This window comes from Streptomyces tropicalis (assembly GCF_029269835.1).
Taxonomy (GTDB): Bacteria; Actinomycetota; Actinomycetes; order Streptomycetales; family Streptomycetaceae; genus Streptomyces; species Streptomyces tropicalis.
This window is the reverse complement of record NZ_JARJBB010000002.1, coordinates 26,476-47,765: the sequence shown is the minus strand read 5'-3', so window position 1 is coordinate 47,765 and position 21,290 is coordinate 26,476. Positions and strand designations below refer to the sequence as shown.

At 72.3% G+C, this 21,290-nt stretch carries 21 protein-coding genes; 9 read left to right on the top strand and 12 right to left on the bottom strand.

All coding sequences use genetic code 11. From position 1 onward, the window contains the following. Window positions 1–131 precede the first annotated feature (131 nt). Window positions 132–464, top strand: coding sequence for an Rv1322 family protein (locus P3H78_RS04165; RefSeq protein ID WP_276107383.1), 333 nt, complete (start codon window positions 132–134; stop codon window positions 462–464). Between the two features lie 27 nt (window positions 465–491). On the opposite strand, the gene P3H78_RS04160 is transcribed toward P3H78_RS04165, so the two are convergent. From P3H78_RS04160 to mce, 7 genes are all read right to left on the bottom strand, one after another. Further along, window positions 492–1,364, bottom strand: a complete 873-nt coding sequence (locus P3H78_RS04160) for an ABC transporter permease subunit (protein ID WP_276107382.1) — start codon at window positions 1,362–1,364, stop codon at window positions 492–494. Next, window positions 1,361–2,590, bottom strand: a complete 1,230-nt coding sequence (locus tag P3H78_RS04155) for an ABC transporter ATP-binding protein (RefSeq protein WP_276107381.1) — start codon at window positions 2,588–2,590, stop codon at window positions 1,361–1,363. Before P3H78_RS04155 ends, P3H78_RS04160 begins: the two co-directional genes overlap by 4 nt. Before the next feature lie 140 nt (window positions 2,591–2,730). Further along, a complete protein-coding gene (locus P3H78_RS04150) occupies window positions 2,731–3,501 on the bottom strand; it encodes an ABC transporter permease (RefSeq protein WP_276107380.1) in 771 nt (256 codons plus the stop codon). Window positions 3,502–3,504: 3 nt separating this feature from the next. Next, window positions 3,505–4,455: an ABC transporter ATP-binding protein gene (locus tag P3H78_RS04145; protein ID WP_276107379.1), complete on the bottom strand. Its 951-nt coding sequence runs from the start codon at window positions 4,453–4,455 to the stop codon at window positions 3,505–3,507. 83 nt (window positions 4,456–4,538) lie between these two features. Continuing rightward, entirely contained in the window at window positions 4,539–5,474 is a 936-nt protein-coding gene (locus P3H78_RS04140; RefSeq protein ID WP_276107378.1) for a coiled-coil domain-containing protein, read from the bottom strand. Between the two features lie 183 nt (window positions 5,475–5,657). After that, the gene (gene scy / locus P3H78_RS04135; RefSeq protein ID WP_276107377.1) at window positions 5,658–9,539 is read right to left on the bottom strand and encodes a polarized growth protein Scy; all 3,882 of its coding nucleotides are present in this window, start codon (window positions 9,537–9,539) and stop codon (window positions 5,658–5,660) included. A 210-nt stretch (window positions 9,540–9,749) separates the two neighbouring features. After that, on the bottom strand, window positions 9,750–10,190 hold the full coding sequence (gene mce / locus P3H78_RS04130) for a methylmalonyl-CoA epimerase (RefSeq protein WP_276107376.1): 441 nt from the start codon (window positions 10,188–10,190) through the stop codon (window positions 9,750–9,752). A gap of 149 nt (window positions 10,191–10,339) precedes the next feature. Here mce and P3H78_RS04125 point away from each other — a divergent pair, with 149 nt between their 5' ends. Next, window positions 10,340–11,539, top strand: a complete 1,200-nt coding sequence (locus P3H78_RS04125) for an acetyl-CoA C-acetyltransferase (RefSeq protein WP_276107375.1) — start codon at window positions 10,340–10,342, stop codon at window positions 11,537–11,539. Window positions 11,540–11,594: 55 nt separating this feature from the next. Beyond that, the gene (gene meaB / locus P3H78_RS04120; protein ID WP_276107374.1) at window positions 11,595–12,551 is read left to right on the top strand and encodes a methylmalonyl Co-A mutase-associated GTPase MeaB; all 957 of its coding nucleotides are present in this window, start codon (window positions 11,595–11,597) and stop codon (window positions 12,549–12,551) included. Window positions 12,552–12,596: 45 nt separating this feature from the next. Here the strand turns inward: meaB and P3H78_RS04115 are convergent, their stop codons facing one another. The 4 genes from P3H78_RS04115 to P3H78_RS04100 all read right to left on the bottom strand — a co-directional run bounded on the left by P3H78_RS04115 (window position 12,597) and on the right by P3H78_RS04100 (window position 15,248). After that, window positions 12,597–13,073 (bottom strand): MarR family winged helix-turn-helix transcriptional regulator, encoded by a 477-nt coding sequence (locus P3H78_RS04115; protein ID WP_276107373.1) that lies wholly within the window; start codon window positions 13,071–13,073, stop codon window positions 12,597–12,599. A gap of 96 nt (window positions 13,074–13,169) precedes the next feature. Then, window positions 13,170–13,967, bottom strand: coding sequence for an AIM24 family protein (locus tag P3H78_RS04110; protein WP_276107372.1), 798 nt, complete (start codon window positions 13,965–13,967; stop codon window positions 13,170–13,172). Then, entirely contained in the window at window positions 13,964–14,614 is a 651-nt protein-coding gene (locus P3H78_RS04105; protein WP_276107371.1) for an AIM24 family protein, read from the bottom strand. The genes P3H78_RS04110 and P3H78_RS04105 overlap by 4 nt, the downstream gene beginning before the upstream one ends. Before the next feature lies 1 nt (window position 14,615). Beyond that, window positions 14,616–15,248, bottom strand: coding sequence for an AIM24 family protein (locus P3H78_RS04100; protein ID WP_276107839.1), 633 nt, complete (start codon window positions 15,246–15,248; stop codon window positions 14,616–14,618). 248 nt (window positions 15,249–15,496) lie between these two features. On the opposite strand from P3H78_RS04100, the gene P3H78_RS04095 reads away from it, so the two are divergent. The 5 genes from P3H78_RS04095 (at window position 15,497) to icmA (ending at window position 18,878) form a co-directional block, all read left to right on the top strand. Then, window positions 15,497–15,841 (top strand): DUF3817 domain-containing protein, encoded by a 345-nt coding sequence (locus P3H78_RS04095; protein ID WP_276107370.1) that lies wholly within the window; start codon window positions 15,497–15,499, stop codon window positions 15,839–15,841. Then, window positions 15,838–16,137, top strand: coding sequence for an MTH1187 family thiamine-binding protein (locus P3H78_RS04090; RefSeq protein ID WP_276107369.1), 300 nt, complete (start codon window positions 15,838–15,840; stop codon window positions 16,135–16,137). The genes P3H78_RS04095 and P3H78_RS04090 overlap by 4 nt, the downstream gene beginning before the upstream one ends. Before the next feature lie 66 nt (window positions 16,138–16,203). Continuing rightward, entirely contained in the window at window positions 16,204–16,713 is a 510-nt protein-coding gene (locus P3H78_RS04085; RefSeq protein ID WP_276107368.1) for a MarR family winged helix-turn-helix transcriptional regulator, read from the top strand. Window positions 16,714–16,756: 43 nt separating this feature from the next. Further along, window positions 16,757–17,095 (top strand): DUF3817 domain-containing protein, encoded by a 339-nt coding sequence (locus P3H78_RS04080; protein WP_276107367.1) that lies wholly within the window; start codon window positions 16,757–16,759, stop codon window positions 17,093–17,095. A gap of 82 nt (window positions 17,096–17,177) precedes the next feature. Beyond that, entirely contained in the window at window positions 17,178–18,878 is a 1,701-nt protein-coding gene (gene icmA, locus P3H78_RS04075) for a coenzyme B12-dependent isobutyryl-CoA mutase large subunit (RefSeq protein WP_276107366.1), read from the top strand. A 342-nt stretch (window positions 18,879–19,220) separates the two neighbouring features. On the opposite strand, the gene P3H78_RS04070 is transcribed toward icmA, so the two are convergent. After that, entirely contained in the window at window positions 19,221–19,847 is a 627-nt protein-coding gene (locus P3H78_RS04070) for a TetR/AcrR family transcriptional regulator (RefSeq protein ID WP_276107365.1), read from the bottom strand. Window positions 19,848–20,096: 249 nt separating this feature from the next. On the opposite strand from P3H78_RS04070, the gene P3H78_RS04065 reads away from it, so the two are divergent. Then, on the top strand, window positions 20,097–21,068 hold the full coding sequence (locus tag P3H78_RS04065; RefSeq protein WP_276107364.1) for a tetratricopeptide repeat protein: 972 nt from the start codon (window positions 20,097–20,099) through the stop codon (window positions 21,066–21,068). Window positions 21,069–21,290 lie beyond the last annotated feature (222 nt).

Genomic DNA, 21,290 nt, shown 5'->3' with positions numbered 1-21,290 from the left:
TTGTCTGCGGAATGTGCTGGTCCGCGGGGCCGCGGGGCGGGCGGCGGGATCGGCCGTCCGCCGACCGCCCGCCCGGTGCCGCGTAGGCTGGACGGGATCCGTCCCCCCTGTACCGCTGCGAGAGGTGTTCCGTGTCCCCGCGCCGCAACCGACCCAAGGCCGCCGGCTCGTCCGGCCGGAGCGCCGAGGACGACCCCGCGAGCCGCTACGGCGGCCTGCAGTCCTCGGAGACCTGGCAGGGGGAGGACTGGAACGTGCGCCATGTGGCGGGTGGCGCGGCCCCGGGCAAGACGTACCGTTGCCCGGGCTGCGACCAGGCGATCCCCTCCGGCGTCCCGCACGTGGTGGCCTGGCCCGCGCACGCGGGGGTGGACGATCGCCGGCACTGGCACAAGGCCTGCTGGAACGCGAAGGACCGCCGCACCGCACGGGTGCAGCGGTCCCGGAACGCACCGCGGTTCTGAGGCGGGCCGCCGTCCGGCCCGCGGGCGTCAGACGTCGCGCTGCCGGAGCAGCGCCCAGGCGCCCGCGAAGGCGAGGGCCGTCACGGCGAGGACGATCCACAGCGGATCCCAGCCCGACGGGCCGGAGTGGGTCAGGGAGTTGGAGTAGAAGACGCTCAGCTGGTTCGGGATCGAGTAGTCGATCAGCGCGGTGCGCACCTTCTCCAGCGACTGCGTGAACATGAACAGCGCGATCACCAGCGGGGCCAGCACGACGCCGATCATGATGGTGATGGCGCCGGCCGAGTGCCGCAGGATCGAGCCGACGACGAGCGACAGCAGCCCGAGCAGGGCGAGGTAGAGGCTCACTCCGACCGTGCCCTTGAGCCATTCCGCGCCGCTCGGCTGCCGTACCCCGCTGCCGCCCAGCATCGCCGTCTGCGCGAACGCGACCAGCACCGAGGACACCAGGGTGGTGGTGAAGGCCACCAGGAAGAACACCAGCGCCTTGGCCGCCAGCACCCGGCCGCGGCTCGGGCACGCCGTCATGGTGGTCCGGATCATCCCCGTGCCGTACTCCGACGCCGTGGTGAGCACGCCGAGGGTGATGAGGCAGATGCTGCCGAGGAGCAGCCCGAAGAAGCCCAGGGTCAGCGGGTTGTCGGCGCTCGACATCTCCGAGGAGGAGCTGGAGACCACCACGCCGGTCAGCAGCCCGATGCCCAGCACCAGCAGGACGAAGACGCCGAGCGTCCACACCGTGGAGCGCACCGACCTGATCTTCGTCCACTCGGAGACCAGGGCGTGGCCGAGGTGCGTGCGGACGACGGGGATCGGCGAGGTGTAGCCGGCGTGCGGGGAGGCGGCCGTCCCCTGCCAGGCGGGCGCGGCCTGCGGCATCGGGTTCTGGGGCGAGCTCATCGGGCGTCCTCGGGCTTGGTCGGGTCGGCGGCGGGAACGGGCGGCGCCTGCGGCGGGGCCGCGGACTGCGCGTACGGGTTCGGCGCCCCCGCGCCCGGAGCACCGTAGGGGTGGGGCGCGGCGGCCGGCGCGGGCGCGCCGGCGTAGGGGCCCGCGGGTGCCGCGCCGGGCTGCCCCTGCGGCGGGGCGGACGGCTGCCCGTGCCGGGGCGGCGGCGGGGCGTACCAGCCCGGCTGCCCCTGGCCCGGCACCGGCACCGGCGGCTCGGCGCCCGGCGGCAGCGGCTGCATCAGGCCCGCCTTCTGGTCGGTGGTCGAGCGGTAGTCGACGGCGGACTGCGTCATCCGCATGTACGCCTCCTCCAGCGAGGCCTGGTGCGGCGACAGCTCCCACAGCCGTACGCCGCCGTCGTGCGCGATGTCGCTGATGCGGGGGAGCGGCAGCCCGGTCACCCGCAGCGCGCCGTCCGGCTCGGGCAGCACGTGCCCGCCCGCCTCGGTCAGCGCCGACGACAGCTTTTCGCGGCCCTCGCGCTCCCCGTCGGGAGTGCGGACGCGCGCGAAGTCCGCAGAGTTGGCGGAGATGAAGTCCCGGATGCTCATGTCGGCGAGCAGCTGCCCGCGCCCGATCACGATGAGGTGGTCGGCGGTCAGCGCCATCTCGCTCATCAGGTGGCTGGAGACGAACACGGTCCGTCCCTCCGCCGCCAGCGACTTCATCAGGTTCCGCACCCAGAGGATGCCCTCGGGGTCGAGACCGTTCACCGGCTCGTCGAAGAGCAGCACCCGGGGGTCGCCGAGAAGTGCGGCGGCGATGCCGAGCCGCTGGCCCATGCCGAGGGAGAAGCCCTTGGACCGCTTCTTCGCCACGTCCTGCAGGCCGACCACGCCCAGGACCTCGTCCACCCGCCGCACCGGGATGCCGGAGAGCTGGGCCAGGGACAGCAGGTGGTTGCGGGCGGAGCGGCCGCCGTGCACGGCCTTGGCGTCGAGCAGCGCACCCACCTGGCGGGGTGCGTTGGGCAGCCGCCGGTAGGGGTGCCCGCCGATCGTCACCGAGCCCGCGGTGGGGTTGTCCAGGCCGAGGATCATCCGCATGGTCGTCGACTTGCCGGAGCCGTTCGGTCCGAGGAAGCCGGTCACGGCACCGGGCCTCACCTGGAAGGAGAGGTTGTACACGGCGGTCTTGTCGCCGTAGCGCTTGGTCAGGCCGACTGCCTCGATCATGCTCCGCACCCATCGAGAGGTTCAGGACAGCGGGGCACGCGCCCCCGTAAGGGTTAGGAGGATATCGGGGCGCTGACGGTTCCGCCCAAGGGAGGGTAAAAAGCCGGGTCCGTGGCCGGGCTCCCGGGCGGCCGGATCCGCTACGCGTCCCGCCGTTTGAGCAGGGCGTACCCGCCGGCGAGGGCCGCGGCGACCCACAGCACCATGATCCCGAGACCGCCCCAGGGGCCGTACGGGGTGTCCTCGCCGACGCGGGGGAGCACCCGCAGGATGCGGCTGCCCGCCTGGTCCGGCAGGTACTGGCCGATCTTCTTCGTCGCCGACACGTTCCCCAGGATGTTGGAGATGATGAAGAAGAACGGCATCAGGATGCCGAGCGAGAGCATCGGCGAGCGCAGCATCACGGCGACCCCCATCGAGAACATCGCGATGAGCGTCATGTAGAGCCCGCCCCCGACGACCGCGCGCAGCACGCCCGGCTCGCCGAGCGAGGTGCTCAGCGACCCGAGCATCGCCTGGCCGAGGAAGAAGGCGGCGAAGCTGGTGGCCATCCCGACCGCCAGGGCGAGCCCCGTGGCCACGGCGACCTTGCTGAACAGGAAGGCGCCGCGCTGCGGAACCGCGGCCAGCGAGGTGCGGATCATCCCGCTGCTGTACTCGTTGGACACCACCAGCACCCCGAACACGATCATCGCCAGCTGTCCGAGGGCCATGCCCGCGAAGCTGACGTAGGTCGGGTCGAAGGAGATCCGGTCGCGCGCGGGCATGGTGCCGAACTCGTTCCGCGACAGGGCCGAGATCAGCATGCCGAGGGCGAGTGTGACCACCACGGCGAGGGACAGCGTCCAGACCGTGGACGCCACCGACCGGATCTTCGTCCACTCGGACCGGATCACCTGGATCGCCGCCATGGGTCACACCTCCGTCTTCCAGCCGGCGGCCCACTCCCGCTCCGCCGGGTCCGCGTGTGCGTGGTACTCCACCGACTCGGCGGTCAACCGCATGAACGCCTCCTCCAGCGAGGACTGCCGGGGACTCAGCTCGTGCAGCACGACGTGGTGCCGCGCGGCCAGCTCGCCGATGTGCTCCGCCTTGCCCCCGTCGATCTCCAGCAGACCGCCGCCCGCCTCCACCACGGTGATCCCGGCCCCGTGCAGCACGTCCAGCAGCTGCTCGCGCTGCGGGGAGCGGACCCGGACGTAGGAGCGGGAGTTCTGCTCGATGAAGTCGGCCATGGAGGTGTCGGCGAGCAGCCGGCCCTGCCCGATCACCACCAGGTGCTCCGCGGTCAGTGCCATCTCGCTCATCAGGTGGGAGGAGACGAACACCGTGCGGCCCTGCGCCGCCAAGGACTGCATCAGGCTGCGGATCCAGTGGATGCCCTCCGGGTCGAGCCCGTTGACCGGCTCGTCGAACATCAGGATCCGCGGGTCTCCGAGCAGGGCGCCGGCGATGCCGAGCCGCTGGCTCATGCCGAGGGAGAAACCCTTCGCCTTCTTCCGCGCCACCGAGGTCAGGCCGACGGTGTCCAGCACCTCCTCGACCCGGCCGTCCGGGATGCCGTTGCTCTGGGCGAGGCACAGCAGGTGGTTGCGGGCGGAGCGGCCGCCGTGCACGGCCTTCGCGTCGAGCAGCGCGCCGATCGCGGTCAGCGGGTCCCGGAGCCGGTCGTAGTGCCGGCCGTCGATGCGGACGTCGCCGGAGGTGGGGTGGTCCAGGCCCAGGATCATCCGCATCGTGGTGGACTTCCCGGCGCCGTTGGGACCGAGGAAGCCCGTCACGGTGCCCGGCCGCACGGTGAAGGTGAGGCCGTCGACCGCCAGTTTGTCGCCGTACCGCTTGGTCAGCCCCTCCAGCTCGATCATGCGGCCACGCTAAGACGACGCGAAGCCCCCCGCCACTTCAGCGGCGGGGGGCTTCGCGGTGCTCGGGGTCCGGCGTGCCCGGGTCAGCGGGACTGCTGGGCCGGGACGCCGCGGGAGACCGGCTCGTCCTCGGCGGGCGTGCCCGCGGCGGCCACCGCGGCACCCGTGAGGGTCGCCAGCATCTCGCGGACGTTCGTGAGCTGGGCGTTGATCGAGTCGCGGCGGTTGGTCAGCGCGGCGAGCTCGCGCTCCGACTCCGAACGGATGCGGTCGGCCTTGGCGTTCGCGTCGGCCACGATGTCCTCGGCCTGGCGCTGGGCCGTCTCCACCGTCTGGCGGGCGCGGCGCTCGGCGTCCGTGCGCAGCTTCTCGGCCTCCAGGCGCAACTGCTCGGCGCGGTGCTCGATCTCCGCGAGACGCTTCTCGGCCTTGGCCTGACGGGAGGCCAGGTCGCGCTCGGACTGCTCACGGCGCTTGGCGAGGTTCGTCTCGAAGTCGGCGGCGGCCTGCGCGGCCTTCGCACGCGTCTCCTCGAAGAGCGCGTCCGCCTCCTCGCGCTTGGACTGCGCGTCCTTCTGGGCCTCGGCCCGCAGCTGGGAGGCGTCGGTCTTGGCCTTCTCGACGATCCGGACGCCCTCGTCCTCCGCCTTGGTCTTGCGCTCCGCGGCGAACGACTCGGCGTCGTTGCGGACCTGCTGGGCCGCCGACTCCGCGAGCTCGCGGTGCTGCTCGGACGCGCGGCGGGCCTCCTCACGCAGGTCCTTCGCCTCCTCCTCGGCGAGGCGGAGGATCTTCTCGACCCGCGCGCCGAGACCGGCGTACGACGGCTCGGCGTCGTTCACCTGGGCCTGGGCGTTCTGCGTCTCGAGGTGGAGCTCCTCGATGCGCTTCTCCAGAGCGGTGATGCGGGAGAGGGCACTGTCACGGTCGGAGACGAGCTTGGAGATACGTTCGTCCACCTGAGCGCGGTCGTACCCACGCCGCACAAGCTCGAAGCCGTAGGGGGAAGTGTCGCTCATGGGGTTCCTGTCGAATGAGACCGGTGAGGTGATAGGTGGAATCCTAGGCGCCTTAGCGGCGTGTCATCGAGCGGATACGCGTTTGATCTGGAGAATGACACCTCTTTTGAGTGGCTGACCGCCGGACGGGTTGCGCGAGACCTGGCCAAACACCCCCAGAAGCCCCGGAAAACGCGCCCGGCGCTACCGCTCTGACGACTTGCCACCCGATCGTGGGGCCCCCACCGCGGCTCCCGCCTTGACACCGCCGTCCTTGGCACCCCCCGGGGTCTCGAAGGACTCCAGCGCCTCCAGCACGTCCTGGACGCGGGAGATCTCGGCGTTGATGTCCTCCCGGCGGCGCACCAGGGTCTCCAGCTCGCGCTTGCCCTCCTCGACCGTGCGCCGCGCCTCGCGGACCGCCTCGGCCTTGAGCTCCTCGGCCTCCTTCACGAGCGTGGCCTTCTTCTGCTCGGCCTCCTTGAGCAGCCCCTCGGCCTTCTTGACGGCGGCGATGCGCACCTTGCCCGCCTCGGAGTTGGCCTCCGAGACGATCTCCTTCGCCTTCGCCTGCGCCTTGGCCAGCTGCTCCTCGGCCGCCTTGATGAGCGCGTCGCACCGGTCGCCGGCCGACTTCATCGTCTCGGCGGACTCGCGGCGGGCCCGCTCGTGCAGCTCCTCGATCTCGGACGTGAGGCGCTCGCGCAGCTCCTCGGCCCGCTGACGGATCGCGGTGGCGTCCCGGCGCGCGCCGACGAGCAGCTCGTCCGCGTCCGTACGGGCCTTCTCCACGGAGGTGTTGCCCTCGACCCGCGCCTCGGAGACGATCCGCTCCGCCTCGGTGCGGGCCGCGCCCACCATCGTGTCGGCCTGCGTCTCGGCGTCCGTCGTGGTCTTGACCGCGCTCGACCGGGCCTCGGAGAGCAGCTTGTCGGCCTCGGCCGTGGCCTCCGTGATCAGCGTGTCGACCTGCTCGGCCGCCTCCGACCGGCGCTTGTTGGCGTCCTTGCGGGCCTCGTCCAGGGTCCGGTCGGCCTCCTCGCGGGCGGTGGACACCATCCGCTCGGCCTCGGCCTCCGCCTCGGTCCTGGCCCGCTGGGCGTCGCTGCGGACCCGCTCGGCGTGCTGCTGCGCGGAGCCCACCGTCTCGGCGGCCTCGGCGCGCAGCCGCTCGGCGTCCCCGGTGGCGTCCGCGATCAGTTTTTCCGCCTTCGCGACCGACTCGCTGCGCACCCGCTCCGCCTCGGCCGCGGTCTGCGCGGTGAGCCGCTCGGCCTCGGCGACCGTCTCCGTCTGCAGCCGCTCCGCCTCGGACCGCGCCTCGGAGATGAGGGTGTCCGCCTGCGTGGCCGCGTCCGAGCGGATGCGGTTGGCGTCGTCGCGGGCCTCGGCCCGGGTGCGCGAGGCGTCCTGCTCGGCCTGCCCGATCGCGTCGGAGACCTCGGTGCGCACCCGCTGGGCGTGCTCCGCGGCGTCGGCGCGCAGCCGCTCGGCCTCGGCGGTCGCCTCCGCCAGCGTGTGCTCCGCGAGCGCCTTGGCGGCCTCGCTCTGCTCGTGCGTCTCGCGGCGCAGCCGGGCCGCGTCCTCGCCGGCCCGCTCCCGCTCCGCGTAGGCGTCGCTGCGGACCCGGTCGGCCTCCTCCTCGGCCTCCCGCCGGGTGCGGTCCGCCGCGTGCTCGGCGGCGGAGCGCAGTCCGGTGATCTCCTCCTGCGCCTGCTCGTGCAGCCCGGCGACGGAGTCCCGCACCTGCTGCGCGTGCTGCTCGGCGGCGGACACCATCTCACCGGCGCGCCGCTCGGCCTCCTCCACCAGACGGGTGGCCTCGGCCTGCGCCTCCTCCACCCGCTTGCGCGCGGACGCCAGCAGCTCCTCGCTCTGCTCGCGGGCCCGCTCGCGCTCCTGGTCGGCCTCCTGCCGGGCGGACCCGAGGGTCTCCTCGGCCTCGCGGCGGCGCCGGGCGGCCTCCTCCTGCGCGGCGGCCAGCGTCTCCGTCGCCTCCGCGCCCAGCCGCTCCGCGGCGGCCTGCGCCTCGGCCCGGAGCCGGTCGGCGGTGTCCTGGGCCTCCACCTTGAGCCGCTCGGCCTCGGCCGCGGCCTCCGAACGCAGCCGTACGGCGACGGCCTCGCCCTCGGCGCGCGAGGCGGACGCGTCCCCGGCGGCCTCGGTGCGCAGCCGCTCGGCCTCCGCCTCCGCCTGCTGCTGGAGCGTGCGGATGCGCTCGGCGGCCTCGCCGCGCAGCCGTTCGTTCTCCTCGGCGGCCTCGCGGCGGATCCGCGCGGCCTCCTCCCGGGCGTCGGACAGGGACTCGTCGGCCGCGGACAGCCGCTGCTCGGCCTCGCTGTGCAGCCGGGTCAGCTCCTCGGCCGCGGCCTCCTGCCGGGCGGCCGCGGCGCGCTCCGCCTCCTCGCGCAGCTCGCCCGCCGCGCGCTCGGCGTCCGTGCGGATCGTCTCGGCCTGCTCGGCGGCCTCCTCGCGGTGCCGCTCGGCCTCCTTGCGGGTGCGCTCCAGCGTCTCCTCGGCCTGCCGGCGCAGCGCGGTGGCCCGCTCGATGGCCTCGGTGCGGACCTTCTCGCTGTCGCTCTGGGCGCCGGCGCGCAGCTCGTCCGCGTCGGTCCGGGACTTGGCGAGCAGCTCCTCGGCGGACCTCGCCGCCTCCTCGATCTGCTGGACCGCCTCGCGGCGGGCCTCCGCCCGGATCCGCTCACCCTCGGCGACCGCGTCGGAGCGCAGCTGCTCGGCCTCGCCGCGCAGCCGGCGCGCCTCCTCCTGCAGCTCGACCGTCTTGGCGCGGTACTCCTTGGTGTCGTCCTTGGCGGCGCCCTTGAGCTCCTCGGCGATGTCGTGCGCCTCGGCGCGCAGCCGGTCCGCCTCGGACTCGGCCTCGGTCCGGATCCGCTCGGCCTCCTCGGCCGCGGCCCGGGTGGTCTTCTTGGCGTCCTCCGAGGCCTTGTTCAGGACCTCCTCGGCGGTGCGGGCGGCCTTCGACAGCTGCCCGGCGGTCTCCTCGGCGGTGATCGTGCGGGCCTTCTCGGAGGCCTCCGCGACGATCTTCTCGGCCTCGGCGCGCGCGTCCGCGACCAGCTGCTCGGCCTCGCCCTTGGTGTGCTCGGCCTCCTTGGTCGCCTCCTCCACGAGGCGGGCGACCTGCTCCTTGGCGGTGCGGGTGCGCTGCTCGTTGGTCGCCTCGGCGGTGGAGAGCGCCTTCGAGGCGGCCTCCTTGGCCTCGGTGACCGTCTTCTCGGCCGCGCTGCGCGCCTCGCGCAGCGCGGTCTCGGCCTCCGCCATGCGCTGTTCGGCGGACCGGCTCAGCTCGGCGGCCTGGCGGCGCGCGGCGTCCGACTCGGTGGCGGTGGAGGAGCGCAGCTGCTCGGCGTGGTCGGTGGCCTCCTGCGCCTGGGTGGAGGCGGCGTTGAGCAGGCGCTCGGCGTCCGTGCGGGCGCGGCGCAGGATCTGCTCGGCCTCGGCGCGGGCCGTCTCGGCGTCGCTCTGCAGCCGCTGCCGGGCCTCGGAGGTCAGCCGCTCGGCCTCGGCGCGGGCGGCGGACATCGCCTGGTCGGCCTCGGCGCGGGACTCGTCGAGCAGCCGGCGGGCCTGCTGCTCGGTGCGGGCGCGCAGCTGCTCCGCCCACGCCACGTTCTCGTTGACGTGCGACTCGACGGTCTGCCGGCGCTCGGCGAGCTCCTGGTCCAGCTGCTGGCGGCGGGAGACCGCCTCGGAGTGCAGCTCGGCCTGCAGGCGCGCGGCCTGCTCGGCGTGCTCCTGGAGGATCCGCTGGGTCTGCGCCCGCGCCTGGCTCAGCTCCCGCTCCGCGTCGGCGCGGAGCTGGTCCGCCTGCACCTGCGCGTTGCGCAGCAACTGCTCGGCCTGGTAGCCCACGTCGCCGCCGTCGTAGGCGGGCCGGGACATGAGGGTGCGGCGCGCCTCGTGCAGCTTGGCGCGCAGCACCTCGACCTGGTAGCCGAGGTCCTCGGCGTGCTGGATCGCCTTCTCCCGCTCGGTCTTCAGCCGATCCATCTCGGCCTCGAACCGAGAGAGGTGGTCGACGTCAGCCGCCGGCTCTCGCTCCTGGCGTTCGTAGCCCCGCACTGCGCGGTCCCATCCGTCCCCTGGTCGCAAGCTTCTCCGAACGAGCTCCGTCCATCCTCCGGACGGGGCCCCCGGGGAATGGTGTCAGATCAACGACGGAGCACGGGCTGCTGCCCCGACGCTCGTCCCCCGAAATCCGGACCCCGGCAAGCGGTCGCCCCGTTTTCGGGAGCGACCGCCCCCAACCCTACCGGCCCTTATGTACGAGGGTCAGTGCTCAGCCGACTCAACAGGCGCCGAAGTGACCAGTTCTGTCAGGACGCCATGACAATCCTTGGGGTGCAGGAAGGTGATCCGTGACCCCATGGAGCCACGTCGCGGCTCCTCGTACAGAACGCGTACGCCGTTGTCGCGGATGGCGGCCGCGTCGGCGTCGACATCCGCCGTACCGAAGGCGATGTGGTGGACGCCCTCCCCGTTCTTGGCCAGCCATTTCGCGACGGTGGAGTCCTCGCGGGTCGGTTCCAGGAGCTGGAGGTAGGAGGCACCGCCGTCCGAGGTCTCGTTGATCTTCAGCATGGCCTCGCGCACGCCCTGTTCCTCGTTGACCTCGGTGTGGAACACCTCGAAGCCGTACGTGGCCCGGTAGAACTCGACGGTGGCGTCGAGGTCGTGGCAGGCGATCCCGATGTGGTCGATTCGCGTCAGCATGGATTCAGTGCAGCGCTCCGGCGGTGGTTACGCAACGTGCGCGCGATCACACCGACGGCCCGATGACGGGGTGGACAACCGCTCAGTACATTCGAAGTAAACCCTCGTTCACTCCTCGGCTGTGCAGGCCGGTAAGGGGATCGCAGCTCATGTCATCTGGAACGAACAGCTCCGTGATCGTCGCGGGCGCCCGTACGCCCATGGGGCGACTGCTGGGCTCGCTGAAGTCCTTCTCGGGAGCCGACCTCGGCGGCTTCGCGATCAAGGCCGCCCTCGACCGTGCGGGAATCGGTGGCGACCAGGTGCAGTACGTGATCATGGGGCAGGTGCTCCAGGCCGGGGCGGGGCAGATCCCGGCGCGTCAGGCCGCCGTCAAGGCGGGCATCCCGATGAGCGTCCCGGCGCTCACCATCAACAAGGTGTGCCTCTCGGGCCTGGACGCGATCGCGCTGGCGGACCAGTTGATCCGCGCGGGTGAGTTCGACATCGTGGTCGCGGGCGGCCAGGAGTCCATGACCAACGCCCCGCACCTGCTGCCGAAGTCCCGCGAGGGCTACAAGTACGGCGCGGTCGAGGTGCTGGACGCGATGGCGTACGACGGCCTGACCGACTCCTTCGAGGGAATCGCCATGGGCGAGTCCACCGAGAAGCACAACACGCGCCTGGGCATCGCCCGCCCGGAGCAGGACGAGATCGCCGCCCTGTCGCACCAGCGCGCCGCCGCCGCGCAGAAGAACGGCCTCTTCGAGGCCGAGATCACCCCGGTGGAGATCCCGCAGCGCAAGGGCGACCCGGTCCTGTTCAGCAAGGACGAGGGCATCCGCGGGGACACCACCGCGGAGAGCCTCGGCAAGCTGCGCCCCGCCTTCGCCAAGGACGGCACGATCACCGCGGGCTCCGCCTCGCAGATCTCCGACGGCGCGGCCGCCGTGGTCGTCATGAGCAAGGCCAAGGCCGAGGAGCTGGGCCTGGACTGGATCGCCGAGATCGGCGCCCACGGCAACGTGGCCGGTCCGGACAACTCGCTCCAGTCGCAGCCGTCCAACGCCATCCAGCACGCCCTGAAGAAGGAGGGCCTGGCCGTCGGCGACCTCGACCTCGTCGAGATCAACGAGGCCTTCGCCGCGGTCGCCGTGCAGTCAATGAAGGACCTCGGCATTTCCACGGAAAAGGTGAACGTCAACGGCGGCGCCATCGCGCTGGGCCACCCCATCGGCATGTCCGGCGCCCGCCTGGTGCTGCACCTGGCGCTGGAGCTGAAGCGCCGGGGCGGCGGTGTCGGCGCGGCCGCGCTGTGCGGCGGCGGCGGCCAGGGTGACGCGCTGATCGTCCGGGTACCCAAGGCCTGAGGGCCGGGAGCCCCGACCGACCTCTTTCCCCACGGATCGCGTGAACGGAGCTGTGATGCAGGACGTCTCCTCTCTGGTGGCCCAGGCCAGGGAAGGCCGGCCGCGGGCCGTGGCCCGGCTGATCTCCCTGGTGGAGGGGGCGTCCCCGCAGCTCAGGGAGGTCATGGCGGCGCTGGCGCCGCTCACCGGCAACGCCTACGTCGTCGGCCTCACCGGCTCGCCGGGCGTGGGCAAGTCGACGTCCACGTCGGCGCTGGTGACGGCGTACCGCAAGCAGGGCCGGCGGGTGGGCGTGCTCGCCGTCGACCCCTCCTCGCCCTTCTCCGGCGGCGCGCTGCTGGGCGACCGGGTGCGGATGTCGGAGCACGCCTCCGACCCCGGCGTCTACATCCGGTCCATGGCCACGCGCGGTCACCTCGGCGGGCTGGCCTGGTCCGCCCCGCAGGCGATCCGCGTGCTGGACGCGGCGGGCTGCGACGTGATCCTGGTCGAGACGGTCGGCGTCGGGCAGTCGGAGGTGGAGATCGCCTCCCAGGCGGACACCTCCGTGGTGCTGCTGGCCCCGGGCATGGGCGACGGGATCCAGGCCGCCAAGGCGGGCATCCTGGAGATCGGCGACGTCTACGTCGTCAACAAGGCGGACCGGGACGGCGCCGACGCGACCGCCCGTGAGCTGAACCACATGCTGGGCCTCGGCGAGGCCCGCTCCCCGGGGGACTGGCGCCCGCCCATCGTCAAGACGGTCGCCGCGCGCGGCGAGGGCGTGGACGAGGTCGTCGAGGCGCTGGAGAAGCACCGGGCGTGGATGGAGGAGCACGGGGTGCTGGCCGAGCGCCGGCGGGCCCGCGCGGCGCGCGAGGTGGAGACCATCGCGGTCACGGCCCTGCGCGAGCGCATCGGCGACCTGCACGGTGACCGCCGCCTGAGCGCGCTGGCCGAGCGGATCGTCTCCGGCGAGCTGGACCCGTACCGCGCGGCGGACGAGCTGGTGGAGGGCCTGACGCAGTCCTGAGCCGGGGCCTTCCGGGCCCGGCGGCGGGCGGGGCGACGGCGGTCGCTACGGGCGGCCGCGCCGGCCGCGCAGGTGCTCCGCGATGGGCTTCAGGGCCCTGTCCAGCTCGGCCAGCGCCTCGGGGTCCAGCAGGTCGATGAAGTGCCTGCGGACCGAGGCCACGTGGTGCGGTGCCACCTTCTGCATCGTCTCCATGCCGTGGTCGGTCAGGACCGCGTAGAGCCCACGGCGGTCCGACTCGCAGTTCTCCCGGCGCACCAGGTTCGCGTTCTCCATGCGGGTGATCTGGTGCGAGAGGCGGCTCTTGGACTGCAGGGTGGCGGACGCGAGGTCGCTCATCCGCATCCGCACGTCCTCCGACTCCGAGAGGTTCACCAGGATCTCGTAGTCGTTCATCGTCAGGCCGAACGGCTGCAGGTCCTTCTCGAGCTGGTAGGTCAGCAGCCGGTTGACCTCCAGGTGGGTGCGCCAGGCGCACTGCTCCGCATCGGTCAGCCAGTGCGTGGCCGTCTCGGTCTCCATGAATGAAGTCTACCTAAAATGTTGAAAGGCGAACTAGTGAGGGGTGGCGTGACGGGTGTGCAGGCGTTCGATCCGTCACACTCCGCAGACTACCGCTCACAGCCCGAAGCGACGCTGGAGGTCTCCCAGCTGTCCGGGAAGGCGCGGTGCCCCTGCCTGTGCTCCGTGGCCCGCCGGCGTCCCCGTGCGACCGGGTACCCCGGGCTCCGCCGGGACCACTCCGGTGTCCTGCTCGGGCATCAGGGTTTCGGACGACTGGAGCAGTACCGTGCCGGCCCCCACGAACTCGAACTGGTGCTCCTCGCCGGAGGCCCCGCCGAGGCCCGTCATCGCACGTAGGCCGCCCATGACCCCCGTCAGGTAGCCGTGGTCGTAGTGGTGGCACGGCGAGGGGCAGTCGGCCCAGCCGACGAGCGCCTGCGGGTCCACCCGGATCGGGGGTTCCAGGAACACCACCGGACCGTTAGATGCGGCCACGAACTTTCCGGTTCCGATGAGTGTCAGAAAGCCCGGCACGATCGACTGTTTGAGTGCCAAGCTTGGCTGAAAAGCGAGCAGGTTGCCGGAGCGAATGGTCAGGTTGCCGTCGTCCAGGTCGTAGGAGTTGACGTCGAAGGCCCGGTCGGCGAGCAGCATCCGGCCCGAGCCCTCCGCCACGACCCAGTCGCTCGCGTGCAGAGGCGAATGGAACGACGTGCGCACCAGGCGGTCCAGCCGGCCGTGCCCGACGCCGTTGAACTCGATCGCCCCGTAGTAGGCGATCATCTTCCCCTTCTGCAGGAACCACGGGCTGCCCTTGAGCTCCACGCAGAAGGTGTACTTGGTGACGTTGTCGTCCGCCGGCAGGGTCGTGGGGTCGTGCACCACGGGCCCGGCGCCCCCGTATCCGCTCACAGCTTCTCCTCCGAGGCCTGGACGTAGACCGTGCCGCTGCCGCTCAGCTCCAGCTGGAACGCCTCGCCGGAGCCGCGGCCCACCATGTCCCGCCAGCCGAGCGCCGCCGACAGCCGGTTGCGCACGTCCCCGCGGTGGGCGACGTAGGCCTGCGGGTCGACGTGCACCGGGTGGTCCGGGGCGATCGGGACCTCGAAGACGCCGCCGTGCGCCATCACGGCGGCCGAGCCGTGCCCCTGGAGCGTGGTGGTGAACAGGCCCTGGCCGGTGACCTGGCCCCGGACCATGCCCATCACCCCGCCCTCCGAGCCCATGAACATGGTCCCCTGCCGGAGCGTGCCCTCGAAGGCGAGCAGCCGGTCCGCCTCCACGTGCAGGGTGTCCCCGGAGAGGTGGACGACGTGCACGTGGTGGCCGCCGTGCCCGAAGAAGACGGTGCCGCTGCCCTCCACGGCCATCAGCGGGGTGGCCTCGCCGGCGACCCGCCGCCCGATCATCGACGCGAGGCCGCCCTGTCCGCCCTGGATGCTGGGCGTGAACGACACCTCGCCCCGGTAGGCGAGCATGGCCCCGCGCTGGCTGAACAGCCGCACGCCGGGCCCGACCACCGCCTCGACCATCTTCGGGTTGATCTCCCGCAGTGTCATCTCAGAGGTCCCCCGCGATCGTGTTCCGCTCGCTCGGCTGCACGTAGACCAGCCCGTCCCCCTCGAAACGGATCTGGAAGGCCTCGCCGCCGCCCTCCCCGAGGAACGTGCGGAAGGTCACACCGGACTGGAAGGACTGGCGCACGTTCCCCTGGTGGGCGATGTAGGCACCCGGGTCGACGATCAGCGGGTACTCCGGAGCGACCCGCAGCACCACGGCCGGCCCGTCGGACGTGATCGCCGCCTGACCGTGCCCCTCGACGGTGGTGGTGAACAGCCCGTTGCCCTGGGAGGCGCCCCGCAGCCCGGTGAAGGTCGTCCCGGTGCGCAGCCCGGCGTCGGCCGCGAGCAGGTTGCTCGACTCCACGAACAGCCGGTCGCCCCGGAGGGACACGAGGTTGATCTCGGAGGCGCGGTCGGCGAACCAGCAGGTCCCGTGCCCCTTCACCTCCATCACCGTCATCTGCTCGCCGGTGAGCCGCCGGGTCACCATCCCCCGCAGTCCCTCGCCGCCGCCGGTCAGCTTCTTGAAGGCCATCCGCCCGTCGTACGCGACCATCGAGCCGTTCTTCGCCTTGACGGCGTCCCCGGTCATGTCGACGGCGAGCACCTTGTTTCCCTGAAGTCGGAACATCGCCACGGGGCGACGGTAGCGGCGGACCCCGCCCGCCGACAGGTCCTAGGGGAGGACACGCACCCCGGGACGACCCCGAGTCACCCGCCGGCCCCCCGGGCCGCCGCGGTCCTCCGCGTCCCGCCGCGGACCCGCCCGGCGGCCCCCCTCCCGGGGTACCGCCGCGGGTTTGCCACAATGGAGCGGTGTTTGTGCGTGCGTTCACAAACCGCCCGCGCCCTCAGCGTCTCTCCCACCGAAGGTGACCCGTGGACATCAAGACCGCCACCGCCCTCCGCCGGCTCCGCCTGGTCTCGGCCCCCGAGGCCGTCTCCTTCCTGCTCCTGCTGGTCTGCTCGGTGCTGAAGCGGACCACGGACTTCAACGCGGTGCCCGTGATGGGCGCGGTCCACGGCATCCTCTTCATCCTCTACGTGCTCTTCTGGGCCGACGCCTGGAACCGCACCAAGTGGCCGCTGAAGACCGCCGCGCTCTACTTCGTCCTCTCCGTGCTGCCCACCGGCGGCTTCTTCGCCGAGCGCCGCCTCAAGCGCGAGGCCGAGGACGCGGTGATCGCGTCCCGCGCCCGCCGCGAGGGGGTCGTGAACGCATGATCGTCGCCTTCTCGGTCACCCCGCTCGGCGTCGGCGAGGACGTGGGGGAGTACGTCGCCGACGCGGTCCGCGTGGTCCGCGAGTCCGGGCTGCCGCACCGCACCGACGCGATGTTCACGTCCGTCGAGGGCGAGTGGGGCGAGGTCATGGACGTGGTCCGGCGGGCCGTCGCCGCGGTCGAGGCGCGGGCGCCCCGGGTGTCCCTGGTCCTCAAGGCGGACATCCGCCCCGGGGTGACCGACGGTCTGACCTCCAAGGTCGAGACGGTCGAGCGGTACCTGGCGCAGGACGCCTGAGAGCCGTCCGACCGAAGTGCGAGACGGGGCTGCCCACGATATGACCGCCCGGTAGGGTCTGACGACGTGCCGAAGCCCCTCAGTCTCCCGTTCGACCCCATCGCCCGTGCCGACGAACTCTGGAAGCAGCGCTGGGGCACCGTGCCGTCCATGGCCGCGATCACCTCGATCATGCGCGCCCACCAGATCCTGCTGGCCGAGGTCGACGCGGTGGTCAAGCCCTACGGGCTGACCTTCGCGCGCTACGAGGCCCTGGTGCTGCTCACCTTCTCCAAGGCCGGCGAGCTGCCGATGTCCAAGATCGGCGAGCGCCTGATGGTGCACCCCACCTCCGTGACGAACACCGTGGACCGCCTGGTCAGGTCGGGTCTGGTGGACAAGCGGCCCAATCCCAACGACGGCCGCGGCACCCTCGCCGTGATCACCGCCAAGGGCCGCGAGGTCGTCGAGTCGGCCACCCGCGACCTGATGGCGATGGACTTCGGGCTGGGCGCGTACGACGCCGAGGAGTGCGCGGAGATCTTCGCGATGCTGCGGCCGCTGCGGGTCTCCGCGCACGACTTCGACGAGGACTGACCCCGGGCAAGATCTCCCGGAACGGGCGGTTACGCTCGACGGCATGAAGAAGAGCGTGCTGACCCGCTACCGCGTCATGGCCTACGTCACCGGTGTCCTGCTGGTGCTGCTGTGCCTGAGCATGATCGCCAAGTACGGGCTGGACATCGACGGCGCCACCGGCTTCACCCGCGTCGTCGCCATCGCGCACGGCTGGCTGTACGTCGTCTACCTGGTGTTCGCGTTCGACCTGGGCGCCAAGGCGAAGTGGCCGGTCGGCAAGCAGCTGTGGGTGCTGCTGGCGGGCACGATCCCCACCGCCGCGTTCTTCGTGGAGCGGGGCGTCAGCCGCGAGCTGGAGGCCAAGGTCGCCGACGCCCCCGCCGCGGTCGCCGAGGCGTAACCGCACCGTCGCACCGCCGTACGGAACCCGTGCGGCGGTCACCCGTCGACATTTACTAGGACGTCCAAGTAAATTCGAGGGTATGGACGCTGACGCCATCGAGGAGGGCCGCCGACGCTGGCAGGCCCGGTACGACGCCGCACGCAAGCGCGACGCAGACTTCACCACGCTCTCGGGCGACCCCGTGGAGCCCGTGTACGGACCCCGCCCGGGGGACGCGTACGAGGGCTTCGAGCGGATCGGCTGGCCCGGGGAGTACCCCTTCACCCGCGGGCTGCACCCGACCGGCTACCGGGGCCGCACCTGGACCATCCGGCAGTTCGCCGGCTTCGGCAACGCCGAGCAGACCAACGAGCGCTACAAGATGATCCTCGCCGCCGGCGGCGGCGGTCTCTCCGTGGCCTTCGACATGCCGACGCTGATGGGCCGCGACTCCGACGACCCCCGCTCCCTGGGCGAGGTCGGGCACTGCGGAGTCGCCATCGACTCGGCCGCCGACATGGAGGTCCTCTTCAAGGACATCCCGCTCGGCGACGTCACCACGTCGATGACCATCAGCGGGCCCGCCGTGCCCGTCTTCTGCATGTACCTGGTCGCCGCGGAGCGGCAGGGCGTGGACGCCGCGGTGCTCAACGGCACCCTCCAGACGGACATCTTCAAGGAGTACATCGCCCAGAAGGAGTGGCTCTTCGAGCCCGAGCCCCATCTGCGGCTGATCGGCGACCTGATGGAGCACTGCGCGGCCCGCATCCCCGCGTACAAGCCGCTGTCGGTCTCCGGCTACCACATCCGCGAGGCCGGGGCGACGGCCGCCCAGGAGCTCGCCTACACGCTCGCCGACGGCTTCGGCTACGTGGAACTGGGCCTGTCCCGCGGCCTGGACGTCGACGTCTTCGCCCCCGGCCTGTCCTTCTTCTTCGACGCGCACCTCGACTTCTTCGAGGAGATCGCCAAGTTCCGTGCCGCGCGCCGCATCTGGGCGCGCTGGATGCGCGACGTCTACGGCGCGCAGACCGACAAGGCGCAGTGGCTGCGCTTCCACACCCAGACCGCGGGCGTCTCGCTGACCGCCCAGCAGCCCTACAACAACGTGGTGCGCACCGCCGTCGAGGCGCTCGCCGCGGTGCTCGGCGGCACCAACTCCCTGCACACCAACGCCCTCGACGAGACGCTCGCGCTGCCGAGCGAGCAGGCCGCGGAGATCGCGCTGCGCACCCAGCAGGTGCTCATGGAGGAGACCGGCGTCGCCAACGTCGCCGACCCGCTGGGCGGCGCCTGGTACGTCGAGCAGCTGACGGACCGGATCGAGGCCGACGCGGAGAAGATCTTCGAGCAGATCAAGGAACGCGGGCTGCGGGCGCACCCCGACGGGCGGCACCCGATCGGCCCGGTCACGTCCGGCATCCTGCGGGGCATCGAGGACGGCTGGTTCACCGGCGAGATCGCGGAGTCCGCCTTCCGGTACCAGCAGGCGCTGGAGAAGGGCGACAAGCGGGTCGTCGGCGTCAACACGGCCACCGGTTCCGTGACCGGGGACCTGGAGATCCTGCGGGTCAGCCACGAGGTCGAGCGCGAGCAGGTCCGGGTGCTCGGCGAGCGCCGCACGGCCCGCGACGACGCGGCCGTGCGCTCCGCCCTGGACGCGATGCTCGCCGCCGCGCGCGACGGCTCGAACATGATCGAGCCCATGCTGGAGGCGGTCCGGGCCGAGGCGACGCTCGGGGAGATCTGCGGGGTCCTGCGGGACGAGTGGGGCGTCTACACGGAGCCGGCGGGCTTCTGACGCACCGCCGGACACCGGGCGGCCCGCACACCCGGCGGGCCGCCCGCGGCCGTTCCACGGGCCGCACGCGGCCGTGCGGGCCGCAGGCCGTGCCGTCCGGCGCCGCCGGTCGCCGCGGCGCGCTCGCAGCCGCCGCGCGGACGTCACAGGGGTGCAGCGCGGGCCCTGGGGTGTGTCCGCACAGTCCCGTCCGTGTCGCGACGCCCGGCACGCACTCCCGCCGCACCGGCCGAAAGCCCGAGTACGCCCCGTACGAGGACTTCCGGCCGGCACGCCGAGAGCACGCACCGGACGCCGCGACGCCCGCCCTGCGGGCGAACGACGCGACCTTGCGGACACGCCCTAGGAGTCCTGCTCCGCCCCCGCCAGGCCCACCAGCAGGACCCGGGTGAAGCTGCGCACCCATTCGCCGTCCGCCGGTTCCGCGCTCACCAGGGTGCGATGGACCACCGCGCCCGCCACCACGTCGAAGATGAGGTCGGCGGTGCGCGCCGCCTGCTCCGGGTCCGGCTCGGCGGGCAGTTCGCCGCGGGTCTGGGCGCGCGCCCGGCCCTCCAGCACCAGCCGCTTCTGCCGTTCCACGATCGAGCACCGGATCCGCTCGCGCAGCGCGTCGTCCCGGGTCGACTCGGCGACCACGGCCATCAGTCCGCTCTTGGCCTCCGGCCGGGCCAGGATGGCCGCGAACTGGAGCACCACGCCCTCGATGTCGGCGGCCAGGCTGCCCAGGTCGGGCAGCCGCAGCTCGTCGAAGAGCTCGGCCACCGCGTCGACCACCAGCTCGTTCTTGCCCGCCCAGCGGCGGTACAGCGTCGTCTTTGCAACCCCGGCGCGCGTGGCCACGTCCTGGAGGGTGAGCTTCGACCAGCCGAGCTCGACCAGGGCCGCCCGGGTCGCGGCCAGGATCGCGGTGTCCGCGGCGGTGCTGCGCGGGCGCCCGGAGCGGGCGGCGGGGGTGCGGCTCTGCATCCCTCGACCATAACCGCCGGTTCCTGTGTGGCCGTGAGGGAGATCACCGGGGTGTGGTTTCGCTGAGGCACTCCGTGCCATTACGCTACGGGTCGTATCGAAAACGCGGATCCGAGGATCCGCGCGAGCGACGACCACGCAGCACGACCCTGCGGCGCCCGGTGGGGACCCGGCGCCCAACCACACTCGGCAGCACCGGCTTTCACAGCGGTTTTCACACGCGCGCGCAGATCGGGGGAGGATAGACGCATGCAGCCACGGAACATGTCCATGAGCGGAGTCGTCGACCTCGCCGCGGTGAAGGCGGCCCAGGAGGCCAAGGCGAAGGCGGAGCAGGCGCGCGCCCAGGCGGCCCGGGAGGGCGGGCCGGCCGCCCTCTCCCCGGCCGACCTGGTCATCGACGTCGACGAAGCCACCTTCGAACGCGATGTCCTGCAGCGCTCCGCCGAGGTGCCCGTCGTCATCGACTTCTGGGCCGAGTGGTGCGAGCCCTGCAAGCAGCTGAGCCCGGTCCTGGAGCGGCTGGCCGCCGAGTACAACGGGCGCTTCCTCCTCGCCAAAATCGACGTCGACGCCAACCAGCTCCTCATGCAGCAGTTCGGCGTCCAGGGGATCCCGGCGGTCTTCGCCGTGGTCGCCGGGCAGGCCCTGCCCCTCTTCCAGGGCGCCGCGAGCGAGCCGCAGATCCGGGAGACCCTGGACCAGCTCGTCCAGGTCGCCGAGCAGCGCTTCGGCCTCACCGGCCTGACGGTCGACCCCGATGCCGAGCAGGGTGCCAAGGCCGACACCGAGGTCCCGGCCGGCCCGCACGACGCGGAACTGAACGCGGCCGTACAGGCCCTCGACGCGGGCGACCTGGCCGGCGCCGTCCAGGCCTACCGGAACGTCCTGTCCGCCGACCCGGGCAACCCCGAGGCCGCACTGGGCCTCGCGCAGGCCGAGTTGCTCCAGCGGGTGCAGGGGCTGGACCCGCAGCAGGTGCGCCGGGACGCGGCCGACCGGCCGGCCGACGCGCAGGCGCAGATCGCCGCCGCCGACCTGGATCTGGTCGGCGGGCACGTGGAGGACGCCTTCGGGCGCCTCGTCGACACCGTGCGCCGTACGGCGGGGGAGGACCGGGACGCGGTACGGCTGCGGCTGCTGGCGCTCTTCGAGGTCGTCGGCGCCGAGGACCCGCGGGTCGCGGGGGCGCGCCGGGCGCTGGCGCGGGCGCTGTTCTGAACCGGGCGAAAGCCCCGTTCTGACCAGTCGCTAAACACGCGGGCATGTGATGCCCGCGTGAAAGTTCTGCCGATGAGTCGTCGGAGCGGCCGTGTTTTGCCAAATCTTGGCAATCGCGGCCGCTGTTACTGCGAGTAAGTCACCCCTGTTGATCTGTCTGGTTCTGTCCAAGGATCAACGTCTTTGTTCTCCCCCTGGATGACACCCAGCGTCGCCGCCCGG